Source organism: Acinetobacter sp. 24-47-39 (assembly GCF_056783825.1).
The window spans coordinates 44,250-58,867 of sequence record NZ_JBWYIP010000006.1 but is presented as its reverse complement, the minus strand read 5'-3'; the positions used below and the strand labels follow the sequence as shown (position 1 = coordinate 58,867).

The following is a 14,618-nucleotide window of genomic DNA, read 5'->3' as shown; positions in this document are numbered from 1 at the left end:
CACGGACGTGCCCTCTAACGAACAAAGGGGTTTTGTTACTTTTGCCCCGACAAAAGTAAGGCAAACATTTTAATTATTAGAATTCCCTCATCCCAACCTTCTCCCAAAGGGAGAAGGAGCATTCCACTAGTTTTAATTTTTCGCGATAAATATGATAAAAAGAAGCAATCCCTTAAAACCGAAAAGAACATATGAAAACTTTAAAACCCTTATTCTTTATATTTGCTCTAAGCACCACAGCCCTCACCACCCAAGCAGTTGAACCCACTACCATCCCAGCGCAAAAACAAGTCGCTGGCTACTACCATCACCAAATCGGTAATACCCAAATCACCGCCCTACTCGATGGTACAAACTACCTCAATCCATCTATGTTTAAAGGCTTAAGCGACAGTGAAAAAACCGAGATTCTTAAAAAATACGCTGCGGTGAATGACAAAGGCATCCAAACCTCAGTCAATGCCTTTCTCATTAATACAGGCAATCAACTTTTAATGGTCGACAGCGGTGCGGCTAGCTGCTTTGGCACTCATTTAGGTTCAATCTATAACAACCTTAAAGCATCGGGCTATGAGCCTACGCAAGTGAATGGCATCTTCCTCACTCACTTACACCCTGACCATGTTTGCGGTATTTCAAACAATGGCGTAGCGAATTATCCAAACGCCACCCTGCATATTTCAAAAACGGAATATGACTATTGGATGAGTCCAAATACGGTTAAAAAACTACCAAAAGACAAACAAGCAGGTTTTTTAGGAACAGTAGAAAAAATCAAAGCAGCGCTTGCACCATATGAAAAAGCCAAACAGATTAAAGTCTTCTCAGACAAATCTTTACGCTTCGGCGATGTCGAATTTAAACCATCCTTTGGTCATACACCAGGACATTACAGCTTTAAATTGAAAGCTGATGGACAAGAAGTGGTGTTTATTGGTGACATCGTACATTCACATACCTTGCAGTTCGACAAACCTGAAACCGCGATTGAGTTTGATATCGATCCACAAACGGCAATCCAAACTCGCTTAAAGTACTTTGCTGAATATGCCAAAGATGGACAGTTGATTGCAGCACCGCATTTACCATTCCCGGGGCTTGGGCACATTTATTCCAAAGATGGACAAAGCTATCAGTGGGTGCCAGTTCACTTTAAAGATTAAACTAAAGTCACGCAATGGTTGAAATTTCAAGTATTTTTATTTAAAGTTCCCTCGCTTAAAAACGGGGGTAAACTAATGAAAAAATTATTAATTTCAATTATCGCAGCAACTTCAGTATTGGCGACAGGCTGTTCAGTTCGTATGGCGGATATGACAGTTGCTTCAACTAAAAACTACAATCTTAACTCTAATCAGTTCGTGAAAGGTGAACGTGTAACAGGTGAAGATAAGGTCCCAGTTGTCTTGTTCCCTTTAGGGGTTCCAAACTTTAAAACTGCTGTAGATCGTGCTATTGAAAAAAATCGTTGCGCTGTGGCTCTTTCTGATGTGGTGATCACTCAATTGAATCAAGCATTCATTGTTGGTCAAATTGGTTATCGTGTAGAAGGTACACAAGTAATTGACCGTTCACAGCCTGAATGTAAGAAATAAGATTTTAAAAAAGCCTCTAATACGTTTAGAGGCTTTTTTATGGGCATATTTAAATCAAAAATTAGGTGTCTAAATTTACGTTCTGTCTTCGGTCGATATATTCAACATAACCTCGCCCCTTACGTTCAGTTCCATTCAGCAAACCACTCCACTGATAAGAACTCACATAACCTGCAGCTAAACCATAACAATATTCCGTATCTGCCACCGCAAGAATATCTAACACTTTCTCACCTTGATGATGTGCAATCCATCTGAAAGACTGAGGCACCTCCATTTCAAAACCGTCAGGTGTTATTTTCGGATCAGGCTTTAATGCGATCACTTGAAAAGCAACCTCACCATCATATTGAATAGAAGTACCATCAATATGGCGATAAGACACGGCGGTATAAGTAGGTTCACCTGCAAAACCGATATAGGCCAAGACCAATTGTGACTCATCATCTATGTTGATGACTTGATAACTAAAACTGTCTAAAGGCACCAATCCTGTGGTCGGTTTAATGGGAGTCGGCAACATTGAGCTTGAGACTGCTTTCCAATGTTCCAGTGTACATAACCCTTTAACTTCAACACGTTTTCCATGTTGGGTCAAATGACCGTCATATTGCATCAATACACTAAAGTGCTGATATAACATGCTATGTGCAAACCACGTAATGGCAGGCGTTGGGGTTAACCAAAGATCAACTTGCAGATCATCACGTTCAGATACTAGATGATAACTCCCTTCTATTTCAGCAAGGAAAGATTCTCGACCAAACTCAACCTTAAATGGCTTTTGATGGAATACAATTTCGTCTTGAATGTTATAAATGCGAAAGGCTTCTTCATCTGTCGATAAGGCTGTTCCATGGACCAAAGTAGCGGTATTTTCAGGACTAAGACCCGAAATCGACTTGGGTAAATGCGTTATCTTCGCACCGACATCACCAATGACAGAAGCATAGGACAGATATCGAAAAGGCTCAGGCAAATCTGGAATCATGATTCCATAATGCGTACTCGCGAATTGACGATGAAAAACATGCGCGTCTAAATTATATTCGCGCGGTAAAAGTGCTTGTTCTTCTGGCTCTACTGCACCCAAAAGGTTTTTGGCCATTTGACCCAATTGATAGTAGAACTTTTGTTGTAGACTTTTATTTTTTGAATGACTACTGAGGAGAGAATACATAACAAACTCACAAACAATGAGAGATGTTTACACCCTAAACAACCTCTCCTCAGTTCTTTATAGCTGATCAGGACTGGCAAATGTGAATTCAGGTCAGATCATAAAAATTGTTAGACAAGATTAAAAATGTGATCTACTTCACACCAAAAATCAATTTCAATCCGAGCACAGACATCACAATGCCCGCACCACGATCAAATACTTTCTTAAATTTTAAATACACCGCACGTGGCTTTTCTGCTGATAAAGCAACCGCCACCAACGAGCACCAACCAGCATCGATAAAAAAGCACAGCATTGGTAACACAAAGTAAAAATACAACGGAATCTCTTTGGGTAATAAAGCTGTGAAAATACTGGCAAGTACAATGGCAATTTTAGGATTCGACAATTGAGTAATTAAGCCTGTGGTAAATGCACGTCGTAAACTCATCGGATGCGATGCAGAATGATCAGCTTCGATTGGATCTTTGGCATGTTTAATAATTTTATATGCCAAAAACAATAAATATAATCCACCGCAGATTTTCAAAGCCAAATATGCTGAAGGCACTGCAAGTAAGAATGCCTGTAAGCCTAATACTGCCAATAAACCAAAAATCGCAGCACCGAGACCAGTTCCCAGTGCAGTAAATAAACCATGTTTACGCGAAATAGCGATTGAATTTTTAGCGACATAGATTGAAGTCGGCCCCGGACTCATTGCGCCCAGTAAAAGTGCTGCTGCAATCGAACCTAAAATCCAAATTGATTCCACATTAATTCCATAGTAGATGATTGATTTATCGCGTTATTCTACTTGGAAGCCTTATGAATATTTCCCTAATTATTTGAGTGATTTTTTTAAATATTAAAATTATTCACTATTTATTTTATTATTTTTAGCGAATTAGTTTACTGTATAAATTAAATACAATTGATTTTATAAAAATAGCCAAGTCATGCTAATCATCATCTGACAGTGCTTCATTATATGCAGTTTCGTGCGGAGACAAACGATAGTCCCTTTCCTGTACAGGTACGCCAGCAATAATCATACTTCGTGCTTCAGTTTTCGGTTTGTTTAGAAAGTCCTGCTCACAGCCTAAGGCCGTTAAAACAAACAAACCCAATAATAAAATGGATAGAGATTGCTTCATCCCACCCTCCCAAAATTCCGTTTTCTTTCAGATTAGCACTTTTGATTATTTTTTAAACATATTTTTCACTGTTTTTCAATTTCTCCAAGTAAGAGCTAAGATTCGAAATCCGATATACTCTTAAAAAACCAAATACTCGCACTATGTTTGATACGATTGCCCAACAGGTTCAAGATCAGGAAATTTCTTTAAATGGTTTAAACATCACCGTTCGCCGTTTAGACCAAATTCATCCACATATCTCTGGAAATAAGTTTTATAAACTGAAATACAATTTTATTGAGGCAAAACGTCAAGGCTTTGAGAATGTAATGACCTTTGGTGGGGCTTATTCAAATCATATTGCCGCCACAGCGTTTGCTGCGCATCAATTTGGCTTTCAGTCTATTGGGATCATTCGTGGTGAAGAACTCAAAAACTCAGCCCGCAATCACACCCTCGCCACCGCAGAACGTTTTGGTATGGCGCTGCATTTTATCTCACGAGAAGCATATCGACACAAAAATGATCCTGAGTTTTTAGCTCACTTAGCGCAACGCTTTCCTGAAAGTTATTTAATTCCAGAAGGTGGTACCAACTCACTTGCCATTCAGGGCACCCAAGAAATTTTAAAAGATGCTGATCAGACCTTTGACTTCATTTGTTGTGCTGTCGGAACAGGCGGTACGATTTCAGGATTGATTGAGCGCAGTTTAAACCATCAAAGAATTATTGGATTTTCTGCATTGAAAGGCAATTTTCTGAATGATGAAGTAAAACTACTGACGGGTAAAAAAAACTGGCATATCACTGATGATTATTGCTTCGGAGGCTATGCCAAGACCCGATCTGAACTGATTCAATTTATTGAAAAGTTTGAATATGAATACCGTATTCCACTTGAACAAGTCTATACCGGAAAAATGATGTTTGGCATTCAAGATCTTATACAACAAAACTATTTCCCCAAAAACGCTAAAGTTTTAGTCATTCATTCGGGCGGGCTTCAAGGTCGAACGATTTAGTTGATCTTGCTTCTGCTGCTGTTCGCTTGAATTAATCCGATAATGCTCAGTTCATCTTAATTTACCGTTATAATTGCGCTGTTTCGTTTTTTGATTATTTTCATGTCTTCCAAGCAATACGATGTTTTAGTAATAGGTGCGGGTGCATCTGGTTTAATGACCGCATATATGGCTGCTCAACGTGGGCGTCGTGTCGTGGTGGTTGAAAAAGCCAATAAAGTGGGGAAAAAAATTCTCATGTCAGGTGGCGGTAAATGTAACTTTACCAATCTGTATGTTGAGCCTGATAACTATATTTCACATAACCCGCATTTTGTTATCTCAGCACTCACTCGTTATACCAATTGGGATTTCATTGGCTTGGTCTGCGAATATGGCATTGAATACGAAGAACGTAAACACGGTCAGCTCTTTACCCTCAACGGCGCGAAAGAAATCTTAGCCATGTTACTTGCTGAATGTGATAAAACTGGTCTAGTCGACATCAAAACCAGTTGCGAGGTGAAAGCCGTCAACGCCCTTGAGGAGCACGGTTTTCAAGTGGCAACCAATTTAGGTTTTTTTGAAGTTGAATCTGTCGTGGTCGCATCTGGTGGTCTCTCAATTCCGACGCTTGGTGGCTCAGGCATTGGCTATGAGATTGCTAAACAATTTGGACACTATGTTTATCCGACTCGTGCAGGTCTAGTCCCCTTTACTTTTTCTGATGGTTTCAAAGAAGTGACGACACGACTCAGTGGCAATGCTGTTGAAGCGACATTAAGCAATCATCTCAATAGCTTTACTGAAGCACTCTTGTTTACGCACCGTGGTTTAAGTGGTCCAAGTTCTTTACAGCTCTCAAACTATTGGGATGTGGGTCAAAGTTTTAAAGTCGACTTTTTACCAAGTATCGATCTCTTCAATTTTTTTAAAACTAAAAAACAAAATCAACCTAAAGTGTTACTTCGCACCTTACTCGCTGAACACTTACCGAAAAGTGTCGTAGTTGAATTGCAACAGTTGATTTGGGTGGATCAAGCTGAAATATCAATCGGGAATATCAGTGATGAGAAGCTAGAGGCGATTGCCCAGCGTCTTCATGCATTTGAAGTTAAGCCTTCTGGTACTGAAGGATACCGTACGGCTGAGGTTACGTTAGGTGGAGTTGATACCACGGAAGTTTCCTCAAAAACAATGGAAAGTAAAAAGCAAAAAGGACTTTTCTTCGTCGGAGAAATACTCGATGTAACGGGACATTTAGGTGGATTTAACTTTCAATGGGCTTGGTCATCTGCACATGCTGCCTCTGAATATGTCTAATTAAAAAACCAGTATTGTTCATTTTGTAATTAAAGGGGGCATCCTTTGCCCTCTTTGACTATCATCCCTATTGATCAATCGAATGCTTCATTATTCATTTATCTTTTCTAAATGCAGCAATTTATGAGGGTCTTTGGGCGTTGGTATCAGTTGAATCAAGCATTTGTGTGGTTGGATCTGTTACTGCATCATCAATAGATGGTGTATTGAGTCTGTTGTTTTCAGTAGCTTTTGAATTTGCAAAAACAAAGCGGTAAGCGCTTGCTAAAAAACCCACGGTGATACCCGCAATCACTATTGGGGCAAATAATTTATTAAATTTCTTACTCATAATTTTTTACTCTTTTTCATGAGGATCAGCCAAACCATGCTGACTGATCCCGACACAAAATTACATGTTATTTAGGGTCATTTTTAGGCGGCGTATTTTGATCCGACTCTCCTGTAGATCCATAAGGATTATTCAATGGTTGAGTTGGTGCCTCTACATCAATTTGCGTGGGTGGAATGTCTTCGTCTTGATATTCTTCCGCGACAGTTGAAGCATCCATTTGCTCAGTAAGTGGTGGCGTGACTTGTTCAGGCTGATTTGGTCTTGGCTTATTCGCGTCAGATTTCGCTTTATCGATTAAGTCAGTCAACAATCGCTCTGCAGGTTGGCGACCACCTAGACCAAATGCAAGTGCAAAAGCGACAGCAACCGCTCCAAGTGTTAATCCAAAGGCTAAATTTACGATCGAGTCAGCGATTCCCATTGCACGCAAGCCCATTGCCACGACTAAACCAATGATCAGTACTCGGACAAGATTCGCTAACCAATGTGCGCTATTGGTCTCACCACGTTTCACCACATTGGCAACTAGATTTGCTAGCCAGAAACCAATGACGAGGATAACCGCACCTAAAAGTACATTCGCTCCGAAGTAAATGAACATCGCAATCAAATCACTAATTTGATCGAATCCTAGTCGATTTGCAGCTTCAGACACCGCAAAGAGCATGGTGAAGAATACAATCAAATGACCGACAACTTTTGATATTTTGGTTTGACCCAAAAATCGTTGCATATCGAGCTTTTGAGGAATGTTATCAACACCTGTCCCAGCGATCACTTCAACCACAAGATTAGATACGAAACGTGAGACCACATAAGCAATGATCAGGATTAAACCTGCTGCGATGATATGCGGAATTGCATTCATGATTTCATACAACATAGCCGTTGCTGGTTGTGAAATCGCGTCTACACCCAAAGCCTCAAACGCAATAATCAGTGAAGTAATGATGACTAAGGCGAATACAAATGATCCTAATAGCTTAGGCAGATTGGAATTTTTAAAAACTCCGATTTTTTCAGCTTGCTGTTGAACATTCAAACTTGAAAGTAGCCCTTCGACAATACCGCGTACAATTTTTGCCAAAATGTAACCAACAAATAAAATCACACCTGCCATAAAGATATTCGGCAAGTATGCAACGGCTTCAGTCACCATATTCTGAACTGGATATAACAAACCATTTAAGCCCAAAATAGACAGCACGATCGGTAAGAACAGCAATAAAATGAGCCAGTAAACAATTTCACTGATATTTTGGCTAAATGAGCTCACACCTACGTCTTGACTGAGTTTTTCATCCAGTTGTGTACGACTGAGTAGTCGAGTTAATCCAACTTTGACCAAATTGGCTACGATCCATCCAATAAAACCAACTGCTACTGCAGCCAATAATTGTGGGATAAATAGTAAGAATTGTTGAACCATATTACTAAACGGACCACTCACACTGGTCAGGTTTAAAACATTGAGTGAACCGATAACAGCAATAATGAGAATCAGCCAGAAAACGACTCTGGAGATGATATTTTCTATATTTGAGCGATGTCCTGTCGCGCTACTCAATTTTTGATTGGTATTTAATTTTGCAAGTACCTTCTTAACCCCTGCGGCAACGATTAAAGCGATGATCCATCCTATGAGTAAAATGGCCACTGCAGCAATAATTGGTTGGAATTGCTCCCAATAATACATTGCATCAAAGCCCCCATTTCGAGTGAAGCCGTTATATTCATCATTCATTGGTTACGCCTCTTCTTATGTTAAGTGTTCTGAATTACGATTGATTTAATTCTTTTCCCTAGATCATTTTTCGATCGCGTCATCACACCATAAATTTCGAATATTTTTTAATCAACTCAAAGCATCATAAATACAACACATTGTTGCAAATCAAGAAAAAACCCAGCCTAAGCTGGGTTTAAACATGAAAAGTGTAGTGGTTTATTGATCGTTTGCGACTGCAGTAACGGTATTATCCACTGCTGAATCTGTTGCCGTTGCTGTATCTGCATTATCCTGAGTTGCAGGAATAGTCGTATCAGCAGGAATTTGACCTGGTGTTGGTTCACGATCAGCGAGCATATAGAAAATGAAGGCTGCTAAAAAAATACCAACGATAATCAGAATATACACTGGGATCTTACTTTTCTTCTTTTGATCATTATGGGTCGGATGATTGGATTGATCTACCATGATGCCCCTCTTATGTATTTTGATGATTTTTTATACTAGCAATCTATCATGTTGTTTTGTGTGAAAAAACATTATCAATTCGTACCGATCAAAGCACATGAGCTGTGATGCAAAATAGAGTATAATATGCACCCTCCTCATTTTTATTGTCGATCTGTATGACCTATCGCCGACAAAGTGTCTCTTTAGATTTAGACACAGATGTCACTCATGCCTGTTCTTTGCATCATACCCGTGATGGGCATTTGATTGGAATTATTGAGTTTACGAAACCAAGCTATGTGCTGAAGTGGGGTGACTTAGAGTATTTCCGCCGTCGCACTGAAGAGTTTTCGGTGATGCCCTTTCCTGAATGTGTCAACGGCATGATCATCGACATTCGTAACATCGCTTGCTTCTTAGATAATGAAGTGCCCATTATTCCTTGGCGTTTACTTGAGGAAGAATGCCCAATTCGTTTAGTGGTTCCACACGATCGCTTGGAACATTATGCAGGTTTATTTGAACCGACTTGGCTCACGAGTGATGTCGATACTGCGATTCAAGAGATTCGTCAATTTATGGATATGTTTGTCCATTAAGTATGTCGCATAGTATTCCTATGTAATTTAGAAAAAAACCTCCGAGATGGAGGTTTTTTGTGCCGTAATTCTCCTCGTAGGATAGGGTGATTAGGACTTACCAATAGTTCTCTACTGCAATATTTCCTTCACCACGGCGATTCATGGTCAGGCCGCGAGCTTTCAGTGCCTCTTTTGTATCTTCAACCATTTGGGGATTCCCGCACAACATGATATGTGACGTTTGCGGATTAAAATCGACACCTACGGTTTTCTCTAACGCTCTATTTTCGATTAATACTGGCAATCGATCATGCAATGGTGCATTTGGATCACGTGTAATAATTGGCACAAATTTAAATCCTGTATGACCTTCACCAAAGGTATCCGCGACTTCCTGAATTCGGTCTACGTAAGCCAATTCACTTGCTGTTCTCACACTGTAAACCAAATGAATATTTTTATATTTTTGCCATACTTCAAAGTCTTGCAACATAGAAATAAATGGTGCGAGCCCCGTGCCTGTCGCCAATAACCACAGGTCATTTGGCATAGGTAACTGGTAACGTGCTAAGGTCAAAAATCCATAAGGAATCTTTTCCAAATAAAGTTCATCACCAACTTTGAGATGTTGTAAATTTGATGTAAAAGCACCATCTGGTACAACAATTGAAAAGAATTCTAAAGTTTCATCAAAAGGCGATGAAACGACAGAATACGCACGTACCACCAAATCATCGCCAACTTTCAAACCAATACGCGCGAACTGCCCTGCGGTAAATTTAAAATGTGCAGGACGCGTCATGGTAAAGCTAAATAAAGTGTTGGTCCAACGATGTACAGAAAGGACTTTTTCTACGCTAAATTTTTCAATTGACATAATTTCTACGTGGCATGACAGACTGCGCTCATGGTAGCATGACAATATAATTTATTAATATTTTTTCACATTAAGGCTTCATTCATGCGCATGACATTACGCCAACTGGCTGTTTTCGTAGCTGTCGCTCAAGAGGGTACAGTAACTAAAGCAAGTGATGCTGTACGACTCACACAAAGTGCTGCAAGTATGGCGTTAGCAGATCTTGAAGATGGTCTCGGTGCACCATTATTTGATCGCTTAGGAAAACGACTTCAACTGAATGACTTGGGTCGTTTTTTACTCCCACAGGCGCTTGAAATTTTAGGTCGATGTGAATCATTTGAACAAGCGGCAAAAGGCGAGCTTCAAAGTATTGATCTTCGTATTGGGGCGACTTTGACCATTAGTGATTATTTGATGCCTGATTTAATGGCTGATTTTCTTCAATTACAACCACAAGCACATTTGCAACTTCAAGTGGGCAATACGCGTCAAATGATTGAAGCTGTTAATCAATTCCAACTTGATTTAGCACTTATCGAGGGGTCATGTCATTTACCTCAATTACAATCGATCCACTGGCGTGATGATGAGCTTGCTGTGTGTTGCTCACCAGATCATCCCTTGGCGAAATTAGACCGCCCTCTGACCATTGAAGACTTTAAACAGGCTGAATGGATTTTACGTGAAGAAGGTTCAGGAACTCGTGAAGTCTTTGACAACGCAATCCTTCAAGACTTACCGAATGCCAATATTCGTTTAACTTTGGGTCATAATGAAGCTATTTTGAAAATTGTTGCTGGTGGTTTAGGCATGTCATGTATTTCAAAATTAGCTATTGAACCATTAAGAGAAAAACAGCAACTGGTGATTTTAGAAACGCCGTTCTGGCAACTCACACGGCCTTTATTTATGTTAGTACACCGTCAAAAATATCAGGGACCTGGTTTAAAAGCCTTTATGAAATTCTGTGATGCTTAATTAAAAAAAGCTCCTCATCGGAGCTTTTTTTATTTCTCAGCTTCTTTCTTTTGTTCTTTGATAATGTGTTCTTGTTCTACCGCATAAATTTTTGCTTTTGCGTCTTGCTCTTCTCTGTATTGCTCATATTTTTGAAATCCCCAAACACCCAGATTAATGAACACTAAAATAGGGACAATACTTGCAAATATCCATGGATTAAATTGCTTGTTTGGATCTTTTATCTTCTTGGCTTTTTTCTTAGATTTTTTATCAGCTCCGAATTCATCAACACGCGAACTCGTAATGAATTTTTGCGCATTAAATTTTAATTGAAAATGCGTTTTAACATCAGGGACTTCTTTACGTACAACTTTTGGTGGGCGCCCTTTTGCATGGGTTGGCTCGGGTAAATGATCATCTACGTTCTCTTCAGGCGCACTCTCATTCAAAGGTTGAACTTTCGTGAGTGGTACGACAGCTGACTCATCTAAGACTGGCACACGGCGACTTGGCTTTGATTCGAGCATTTCTTTAATTTGCTCTTCCTCAAGAGGTTCACCTAAAGAAATTTTAGTTGCTGGATCTGAAACTTGATCTGCATGATGTTCAGCACCAGAACCATCTAGCACGATTGATTCTTTGCTCAGCGTATTGAAATTTAGTTCAAAATCTTGGATTTCTGTTGGTGAGTCAAGCGTATTTTCCTGATCTGCAAGACGCTTTTCGATCAGCTCATCTAGCTCTTGTTCAAACTTCTTAGACTCACCTTCTAAATCTTCGTGCGCACGATAAAAAAGTTGATTCAAGGGTTGCTCGACCCGTGCATGTTTATTGTCTAACCGCACGATAAATTTTGCATGACGTTGGTCGTCTTTATCGACCACGATACATTTCACACGCTCACCAATTTGAGGCGCGATACTGGAATTTGCCATGTCATTCAATACGAAATGTACATCAAAATCATGATCATTGATTTTGATAATTCCTGCTTTTAATGCAGGGTCGTACGAATGTAAAACACCCCTGTAAAACATGTTATTTCCCCAGCATAAAAAAGATTGATTCTTAGTAATTAGTTTTTTTAAATTTATCGATGAATCAAAATCTTAATAAAAAAGGAGGCCTTAGCCTCCTCTATAATTTAATCAAATTTTAATCTTTTTGTACAGAACCAAAAATTTTATCGCCAGCATCCCCAAGACCAGGAACGATATAACCATTCTCGTTTAAACCGTTATCCACAGCTGCGGTAAAAATGACAACATCAGGGTGTGCTTCTTCCACACGTTTAATGCCTTCTGGTGCTGCAACCAAAACCATCACTCGGATATCTTTACAACCACTCGCTTTAAGCACATCAATAGCAGCAACCAATGATGAACCAGTCGCAAGCATTGGATCAATAATCATCGCTATACGGTTTTGTACGTCAGGTACCAATTTCTTATAGTAAGTACGTGCTTCTAATGTTTCCTCATCACGCTCTAAACCAAGAACAGAAACTTTTGCACTAGGAATAAGATTTAAGAAACCATCAAGCATACCAATGCCAGCACGTAAAATTGGTACAACAGTAATTTTTTTACCTGCAATACGCTGTGTTGTCACCGGGCCATTCCAGCCATTAATTTCGTGATCTACAACAGGTAAATCTTTGGTTGCTTCGTAAGTCAGTAACATTGTGACCTCTTGCGCTAACTCACGGAAGTTCTTCGTGCTGATATCTGCACGGCGTAATAAACCTAATTTATGACGAATGAGCGGATGACGAATTTCTTGGATTGGCACGGGAGAACACCTGAAGCATAAATGTAAATTCTGTCTATTATAAATGTTTTTAATATAAGAAATAAGAAAAGCCCTCAATGAATGAGGGCTTTTTTTGTTAACAACAATAGTTTTTTTAGATTAATCGATCAACTATTGAAGAACGATATGTAATGGCGCGATCAATTGTGCTTGATTTGCCATCGCAATGACTGGATCTGGATATACACCGATTACAAGCACTGCAAGCGCAGCAAGCAATACCATAATACCACCCACTTTTTGACCCCAATGTTTATCAGCATCAATACGTGGAGTGTCTGGTGGCGTCATATACATGACGATCATGACACGTAGGTAATAGTATAGACCAATACCAGAACCCACAATAATCATCGCAGCGAAGAACCAATGTGCTTCAGACACAACTGTCATGATCAGCATGAATTTACCGATGAAGCCTGCAGTTAACGGAATACCTGCAAGAGATAGCATCATCACAGTCAGTGTTGCCGTCAATACTGGACGACGCCAGAATAGACCACGGTAGTCTGCAAGTGATTCTGCTTCGTCATTGTTGTTGTATGGGCTAGACATCAACGCTACAGCACCAAACGCGCCAATCGTCGTTAATACATACGTTAATACATATAAACTTACTGACGTTAAGCTTAAGAAAGATGTCGTAACAACAGCAAGGAATAAGTAACCAAAATGCGCAATTGACGAGTATGCCAAAATACGTTTTAAGTTCACTTGTTTCACTGCAAGCATGTTACCAATCAAGATTGATAACACTGCAATGACGATCAAAATCGTTTTGATCGATTCGATACCAATTACTCCTGAAGACAGTAAGTAACGTACGAATAAACCAATCATTGCGACTTTAGCTACAGTAGCAAGGAATGTTGCAATTGGTGCTGGAGCACCTGCATACACATCTGGCGTCCATTTATGGAATGGCGCTAAAGACAATTTAAATGCAACAGCTGCGATGATTAAACCAAGACCTAAGATTCCAAATACAGTGGTAAGTTTCTCACCAAATTGAGGAATATAAGCTTGCAGCGCCATCATCAATTGAGGATCTTGAGACTTAGTTAACGCCCAGAACATATCATCCACTTGACCCGCAAATGATAATGAACCTAGAACTGAGTAAACATAAGCCATACCCATCAACAACATTGCAGAAGCAGTTGCTGAAAGTACAAGATATTTAATACCCGCTTCGAGTGACTTACCGCGTTGGTAGGTATAAGCAATCAGACCGTACACTGGAATCGACATTAACTCTAAGCTAATGAAGAATGATGCAAAGTGTGAACTTGTTACCATTAACATTGCCCCTGAAACAGAGATCAACATTAATAGATAAAGTTCTTCACGATTATCTTTATAGGTTTCGATATATGCATGTGACAGTGTGCAACAAGCCAATGCAGCAATCAAAATAATCACTTGATAGAACAGACCAAAAGCATCAACCATAAATAGGTTCATGACATTTGGTGAGATCTGAGAACCTGTAAACAACGTGAATAGAATATTCAACAATGCAAGGTTAAGACCGATAACAGATACTGTCGCAATTAAATTATGATTACGTTTGATTGCAGTCAAAATCATTACGATGATTGCTGTTAAAGCAACAATCATCACAGGAGCTAATGGCATTAGCTCAGAAAATGATAGTGTGAAGTTCATGA

Annotated in this window: 16 protein-coding genes; 6 read left to right on the top strand and 10 right to left on the bottom strand. The window is 39.5% G+C overall.

All coding sequences use genetic code 11. The features are described from left to right. Positions 1-191: 191 nt before the first annotated feature. Together AC1M9C_RS07030 and AC1M9C_RS07025 are read left to right on the top strand one after the other, a co-directional pair. Positions 192-1,163 carry an MBL fold metallo-hydrolase gene (locus AC1M9C_RS07030; RefSeq protein ID WP_481587288.1) on the top strand — a complete coding sequence of 324 codons (972 nt, stop codon included), beginning with the start codon at positions 192-194 and terminating at the stop codon, positions 1,161-1,163. 75 nt (positions 1,164-1,238) lie between these two features. Beyond that, the gene (locus AC1M9C_RS07025; RefSeq protein ID WP_035267298.1) at positions 1,239-1,595 is read left to right on the top strand and encodes a hypothetical protein; all 357 of its coding nucleotides are present in this window, start codon (positions 1,239-1,241) and stop codon (positions 1,593-1,595) included. 61 nt (positions 1,596-1,656) lie between these two features. Here the strand turns inward: AC1M9C_RS07025 and AC1M9C_RS07020 are convergent, their stop codons facing one another. From AC1M9C_RS07020 to AC1M9C_RS07010, 3 genes are all read right to left on the bottom strand, one after another. Next, entirely contained in the window at positions 1,657-2,775 is a 1,119-nt protein-coding gene (locus AC1M9C_RS07020; RefSeq protein ID WP_481587289.1) for a DUF6670 family protein, read from the bottom strand. 133 nt (positions 2,776-2,908) lie between these two features. Beyond that, positions 2,909-3,532, bottom strand: a complete 624-nt coding sequence (locus AC1M9C_RS07015) for a LysE family translocator (RefSeq protein WP_180028051.1) — start codon at positions 3,530-3,532, stop codon at positions 2,909-2,911. 187 nt (positions 3,533-3,719) lie between these two features. After that, entirely contained in the window at positions 3,720-3,914 is a 195-nt protein-coding gene (locus AC1M9C_RS07010; protein ID WP_035267295.1) for an NF038215 family lipoprotein, read from the bottom strand. Positions 3,915-4,057: 143 nt separating this feature from the next. Between AC1M9C_RS07010 and AC1M9C_RS07005 the strand changes: the two genes are divergently transcribed. Both AC1M9C_RS07005 and AC1M9C_RS07000 read left to right on the top strand, forming a co-directional pair. After that, complete coding sequence (locus AC1M9C_RS07005; RefSeq protein WP_481953435.1) at positions 4,058-4,918, top strand: 1-aminocyclopropane-1-carboxylate deaminase/D-cysteine desulfhydrase; 861 nt, start codon at positions 4,058-4,060, stop codon at positions 4,916-4,918. A gap of 102 nt (positions 4,919-5,020) precedes the next feature. After that, on the top strand, positions 5,021-6,220 hold the full coding sequence (locus AC1M9C_RS07000; RefSeq protein ID WP_481587291.1) for a BaiN/RdsA family NAD(P)/FAD-dependent oxidoreductase: 1,200 nt from the start codon (positions 5,021-5,023) through the stop codon (positions 6,218-6,220). Between the two features lie 121 nt (positions 6,221-6,341). Here AC1M9C_RS07000 and AC1M9C_RS06995 read toward each other — a convergent pair whose 3' ends face one another. The 3 genes from AC1M9C_RS06995 to AC1M9C_RS06985 all read right to left on the bottom strand — a co-directional run bounded on the left by AC1M9C_RS06995 (position 6,342) and on the right by AC1M9C_RS06985 (position 8,751). Continuing rightward, positions 6,342-6,551 (bottom strand): hypothetical protein, encoded by a 210-nt coding sequence (locus AC1M9C_RS06995; RefSeq protein ID WP_092766956.1) that lies wholly within the window; start codon positions 6,549-6,551, stop codon positions 6,342-6,344. A 67-nt stretch (positions 6,552-6,618) separates the two neighbouring features. Then, positions 6,619-8,298, bottom strand: a complete 1,680-nt coding sequence (locus tag AC1M9C_RS06990; protein WP_481587292.1) for a mechanosensitive ion channel — start codon at positions 8,296-8,298, stop codon at positions 6,619-6,621. Positions 8,299-8,499: 201 nt separating this feature from the next. After that, the gene (locus tag AC1M9C_RS06985; protein WP_035267289.1) at positions 8,500-8,751 is read right to left on the bottom strand and encodes a hypothetical protein; all 252 of its coding nucleotides are present in this window, start codon (positions 8,749-8,751) and stop codon (positions 8,500-8,502) included. Positions 8,752-8,909: 158 nt separating this feature from the next. Here AC1M9C_RS06985 and AC1M9C_RS06980 point away from each other — a divergent pair, with 158 nt between their 5' ends. Continuing rightward, complete coding sequence (locus AC1M9C_RS06980; protein ID WP_035267287.1) at positions 8,910-9,332, top strand: hypothetical protein; 423 nt, start codon at positions 8,910-8,912, stop codon at positions 9,330-9,332. Positions 9,333-9,429: 97 nt separating this feature from the next. Here AC1M9C_RS06980 and AC1M9C_RS06975 read toward each other — a convergent pair whose 3' ends face one another. Next, positions 9,430-10,191 carry a ferredoxin--NADP reductase gene (locus tag AC1M9C_RS06975; RefSeq protein ID WP_035267285.1) on the bottom strand — a complete coding sequence of 254 codons (762 nt, stop codon included), beginning with the start codon at positions 10,189-10,191 and terminating at the stop codon, positions 9,430-9,432. Positions 10,192-10,275: 84 nt separating this feature from the next. Here AC1M9C_RS06975 and gigC point away from each other — a divergent pair, with 84 nt between their 5' ends. After that, positions 10,276-11,154 carry a LysR family transcriptional regulator GigC gene (gigC, locus tag AC1M9C_RS06970; RefSeq protein ID WP_481587293.1) on the top strand — a complete coding sequence of 293 codons (879 nt, stop codon included), beginning with the start codon at positions 10,276-10,278 and terminating at the stop codon, positions 11,152-11,154. 29 nt (positions 11,155-11,183) lie between these two features. Here the strand turns inward: gigC and AC1M9C_RS06965 are convergent, their stop codons facing one another. The 3 genes from AC1M9C_RS06965 to nuoN all read right to left on the bottom strand — a co-directional run bounded on the left by AC1M9C_RS06965 (position 11,184) and on the right by nuoN (position 14,616). Beyond that, positions 11,184-12,173 (bottom strand): hypothetical protein, encoded by a 990-nt coding sequence (locus AC1M9C_RS06965; RefSeq protein ID WP_481587294.1) that lies wholly within the window; start codon positions 12,171-12,173, stop codon positions 11,184-11,186. 118 nt (positions 12,174-12,291) lie between these two features. Further along, positions 12,292-12,927 carry a uracil phosphoribosyltransferase gene (gene upp / locus AC1M9C_RS06960; protein WP_035267277.1) on the bottom strand — a complete coding sequence of 212 codons (636 nt, stop codon included), beginning with the start codon at positions 12,925-12,927 and terminating at the stop codon, positions 12,292-12,294. A gap of 132 nt (positions 12,928-13,059) precedes the next feature. Further along, complete coding sequence (nuoN, locus tag AC1M9C_RS06955; RefSeq protein WP_035267275.1) at positions 13,060-14,616, bottom strand: NADH-quinone oxidoreductase subunit NuoN; 1,557 nt, start codon at positions 14,614-14,616, stop codon at positions 13,060-13,062. Positions 14,617-14,618: the final 2 nt, after the last annotated feature.

Bases quoted from the DNA above. Each gene is read 5' to 3' on its own strand.
- gigC (WP_481587293.1), top strand. From the start codon at position 10,276: ATGCGCATGACATTACGCCAACTGGCTGTTTTCGTAGCTGTCGCTCAA.
- AC1M9C_RS06965 (WP_481587294.1), bottom strand. From the start codon at position 12,173: ATGTTTTACAGGGGTGTTTTACATTCGTACGACCCTGCATTAAAAGCA.
- AC1M9C_RS07030 (WP_481587288.1), top strand. From the start codon at position 192: ATGAAAACTTTAAAACCCTTATTCTTTATATTTGCTCTAAGCACCACA.
- nuoN (WP_035267275.1), bottom strand. From the start codon at position 14,616: ATGAACTTCACACTATCATTTTCTGAGCTAATGCCATTAGCTCCTGTG.
- AC1M9C_RS06990 (WP_481587292.1), bottom strand. From the start codon at position 8,298: ATGAATGATGAATATAACGGCTTCACTCGAAATGGGGGCTTTGATGCA.
- AC1M9C_RS06995 (WP_092766956.1), bottom strand. From the start codon at position 6,551: ATGAGTAAGAAATTTAATAAATTATTTGCCCCAATAGTGATTGCGGGT.
- AC1M9C_RS06985 (WP_035267289.1), bottom strand. From the start codon at position 8,751: ATGGTAGATCAATCCAATCATCCGACCCATAATGATCAAAAGAAGAAA.
- AC1M9C_RS06975 (WP_035267285.1), bottom strand. From the start codon at position 10,191: ATGTCAATTGAAAAATTTAGCGTAGAAAAAGTCCTTTCTGTACATCGT.
- AC1M9C_RS07025 (WP_035267298.1), top strand. From the start codon at position 1,239: ATGAAAAAATTATTAATTTCAATTATCGCAGCAACTTCAGTATTGGCG.
- AC1M9C_RS06980 (WP_035267287.1), top strand. From the start codon at position 8,910: ATGACCTATCGCCGACAAAGTGTCTCTTTAGATTTAGACACAGATGTC.
- AC1M9C_RS07000 (WP_481587291.1), top strand. From the start codon at position 5,021: ATGTCTTCCAAGCAATACGATGTTTTAGTAATAGGTGCGGGTGCATCT.
- AC1M9C_RS07020 (WP_481587289.1), bottom strand. From the start codon at position 2,775: ATGTATTCTCTCCTCAGTAGTCATTCAAAAAATAAAAGTCTACAACAA.
- AC1M9C_RS07010 (WP_035267295.1), bottom strand. From the start codon at position 3,914: ATGAAGCAATCTCTATCCATTTTATTATTGGGTTTGTTTGTTTTAACG.
- AC1M9C_RS07005 (WP_481953435.1), top strand. From the start codon at position 4,058: ATGTTTGATACGATTGCCCAACAGGTTCAAGATCAGGAAATTTCTTTA.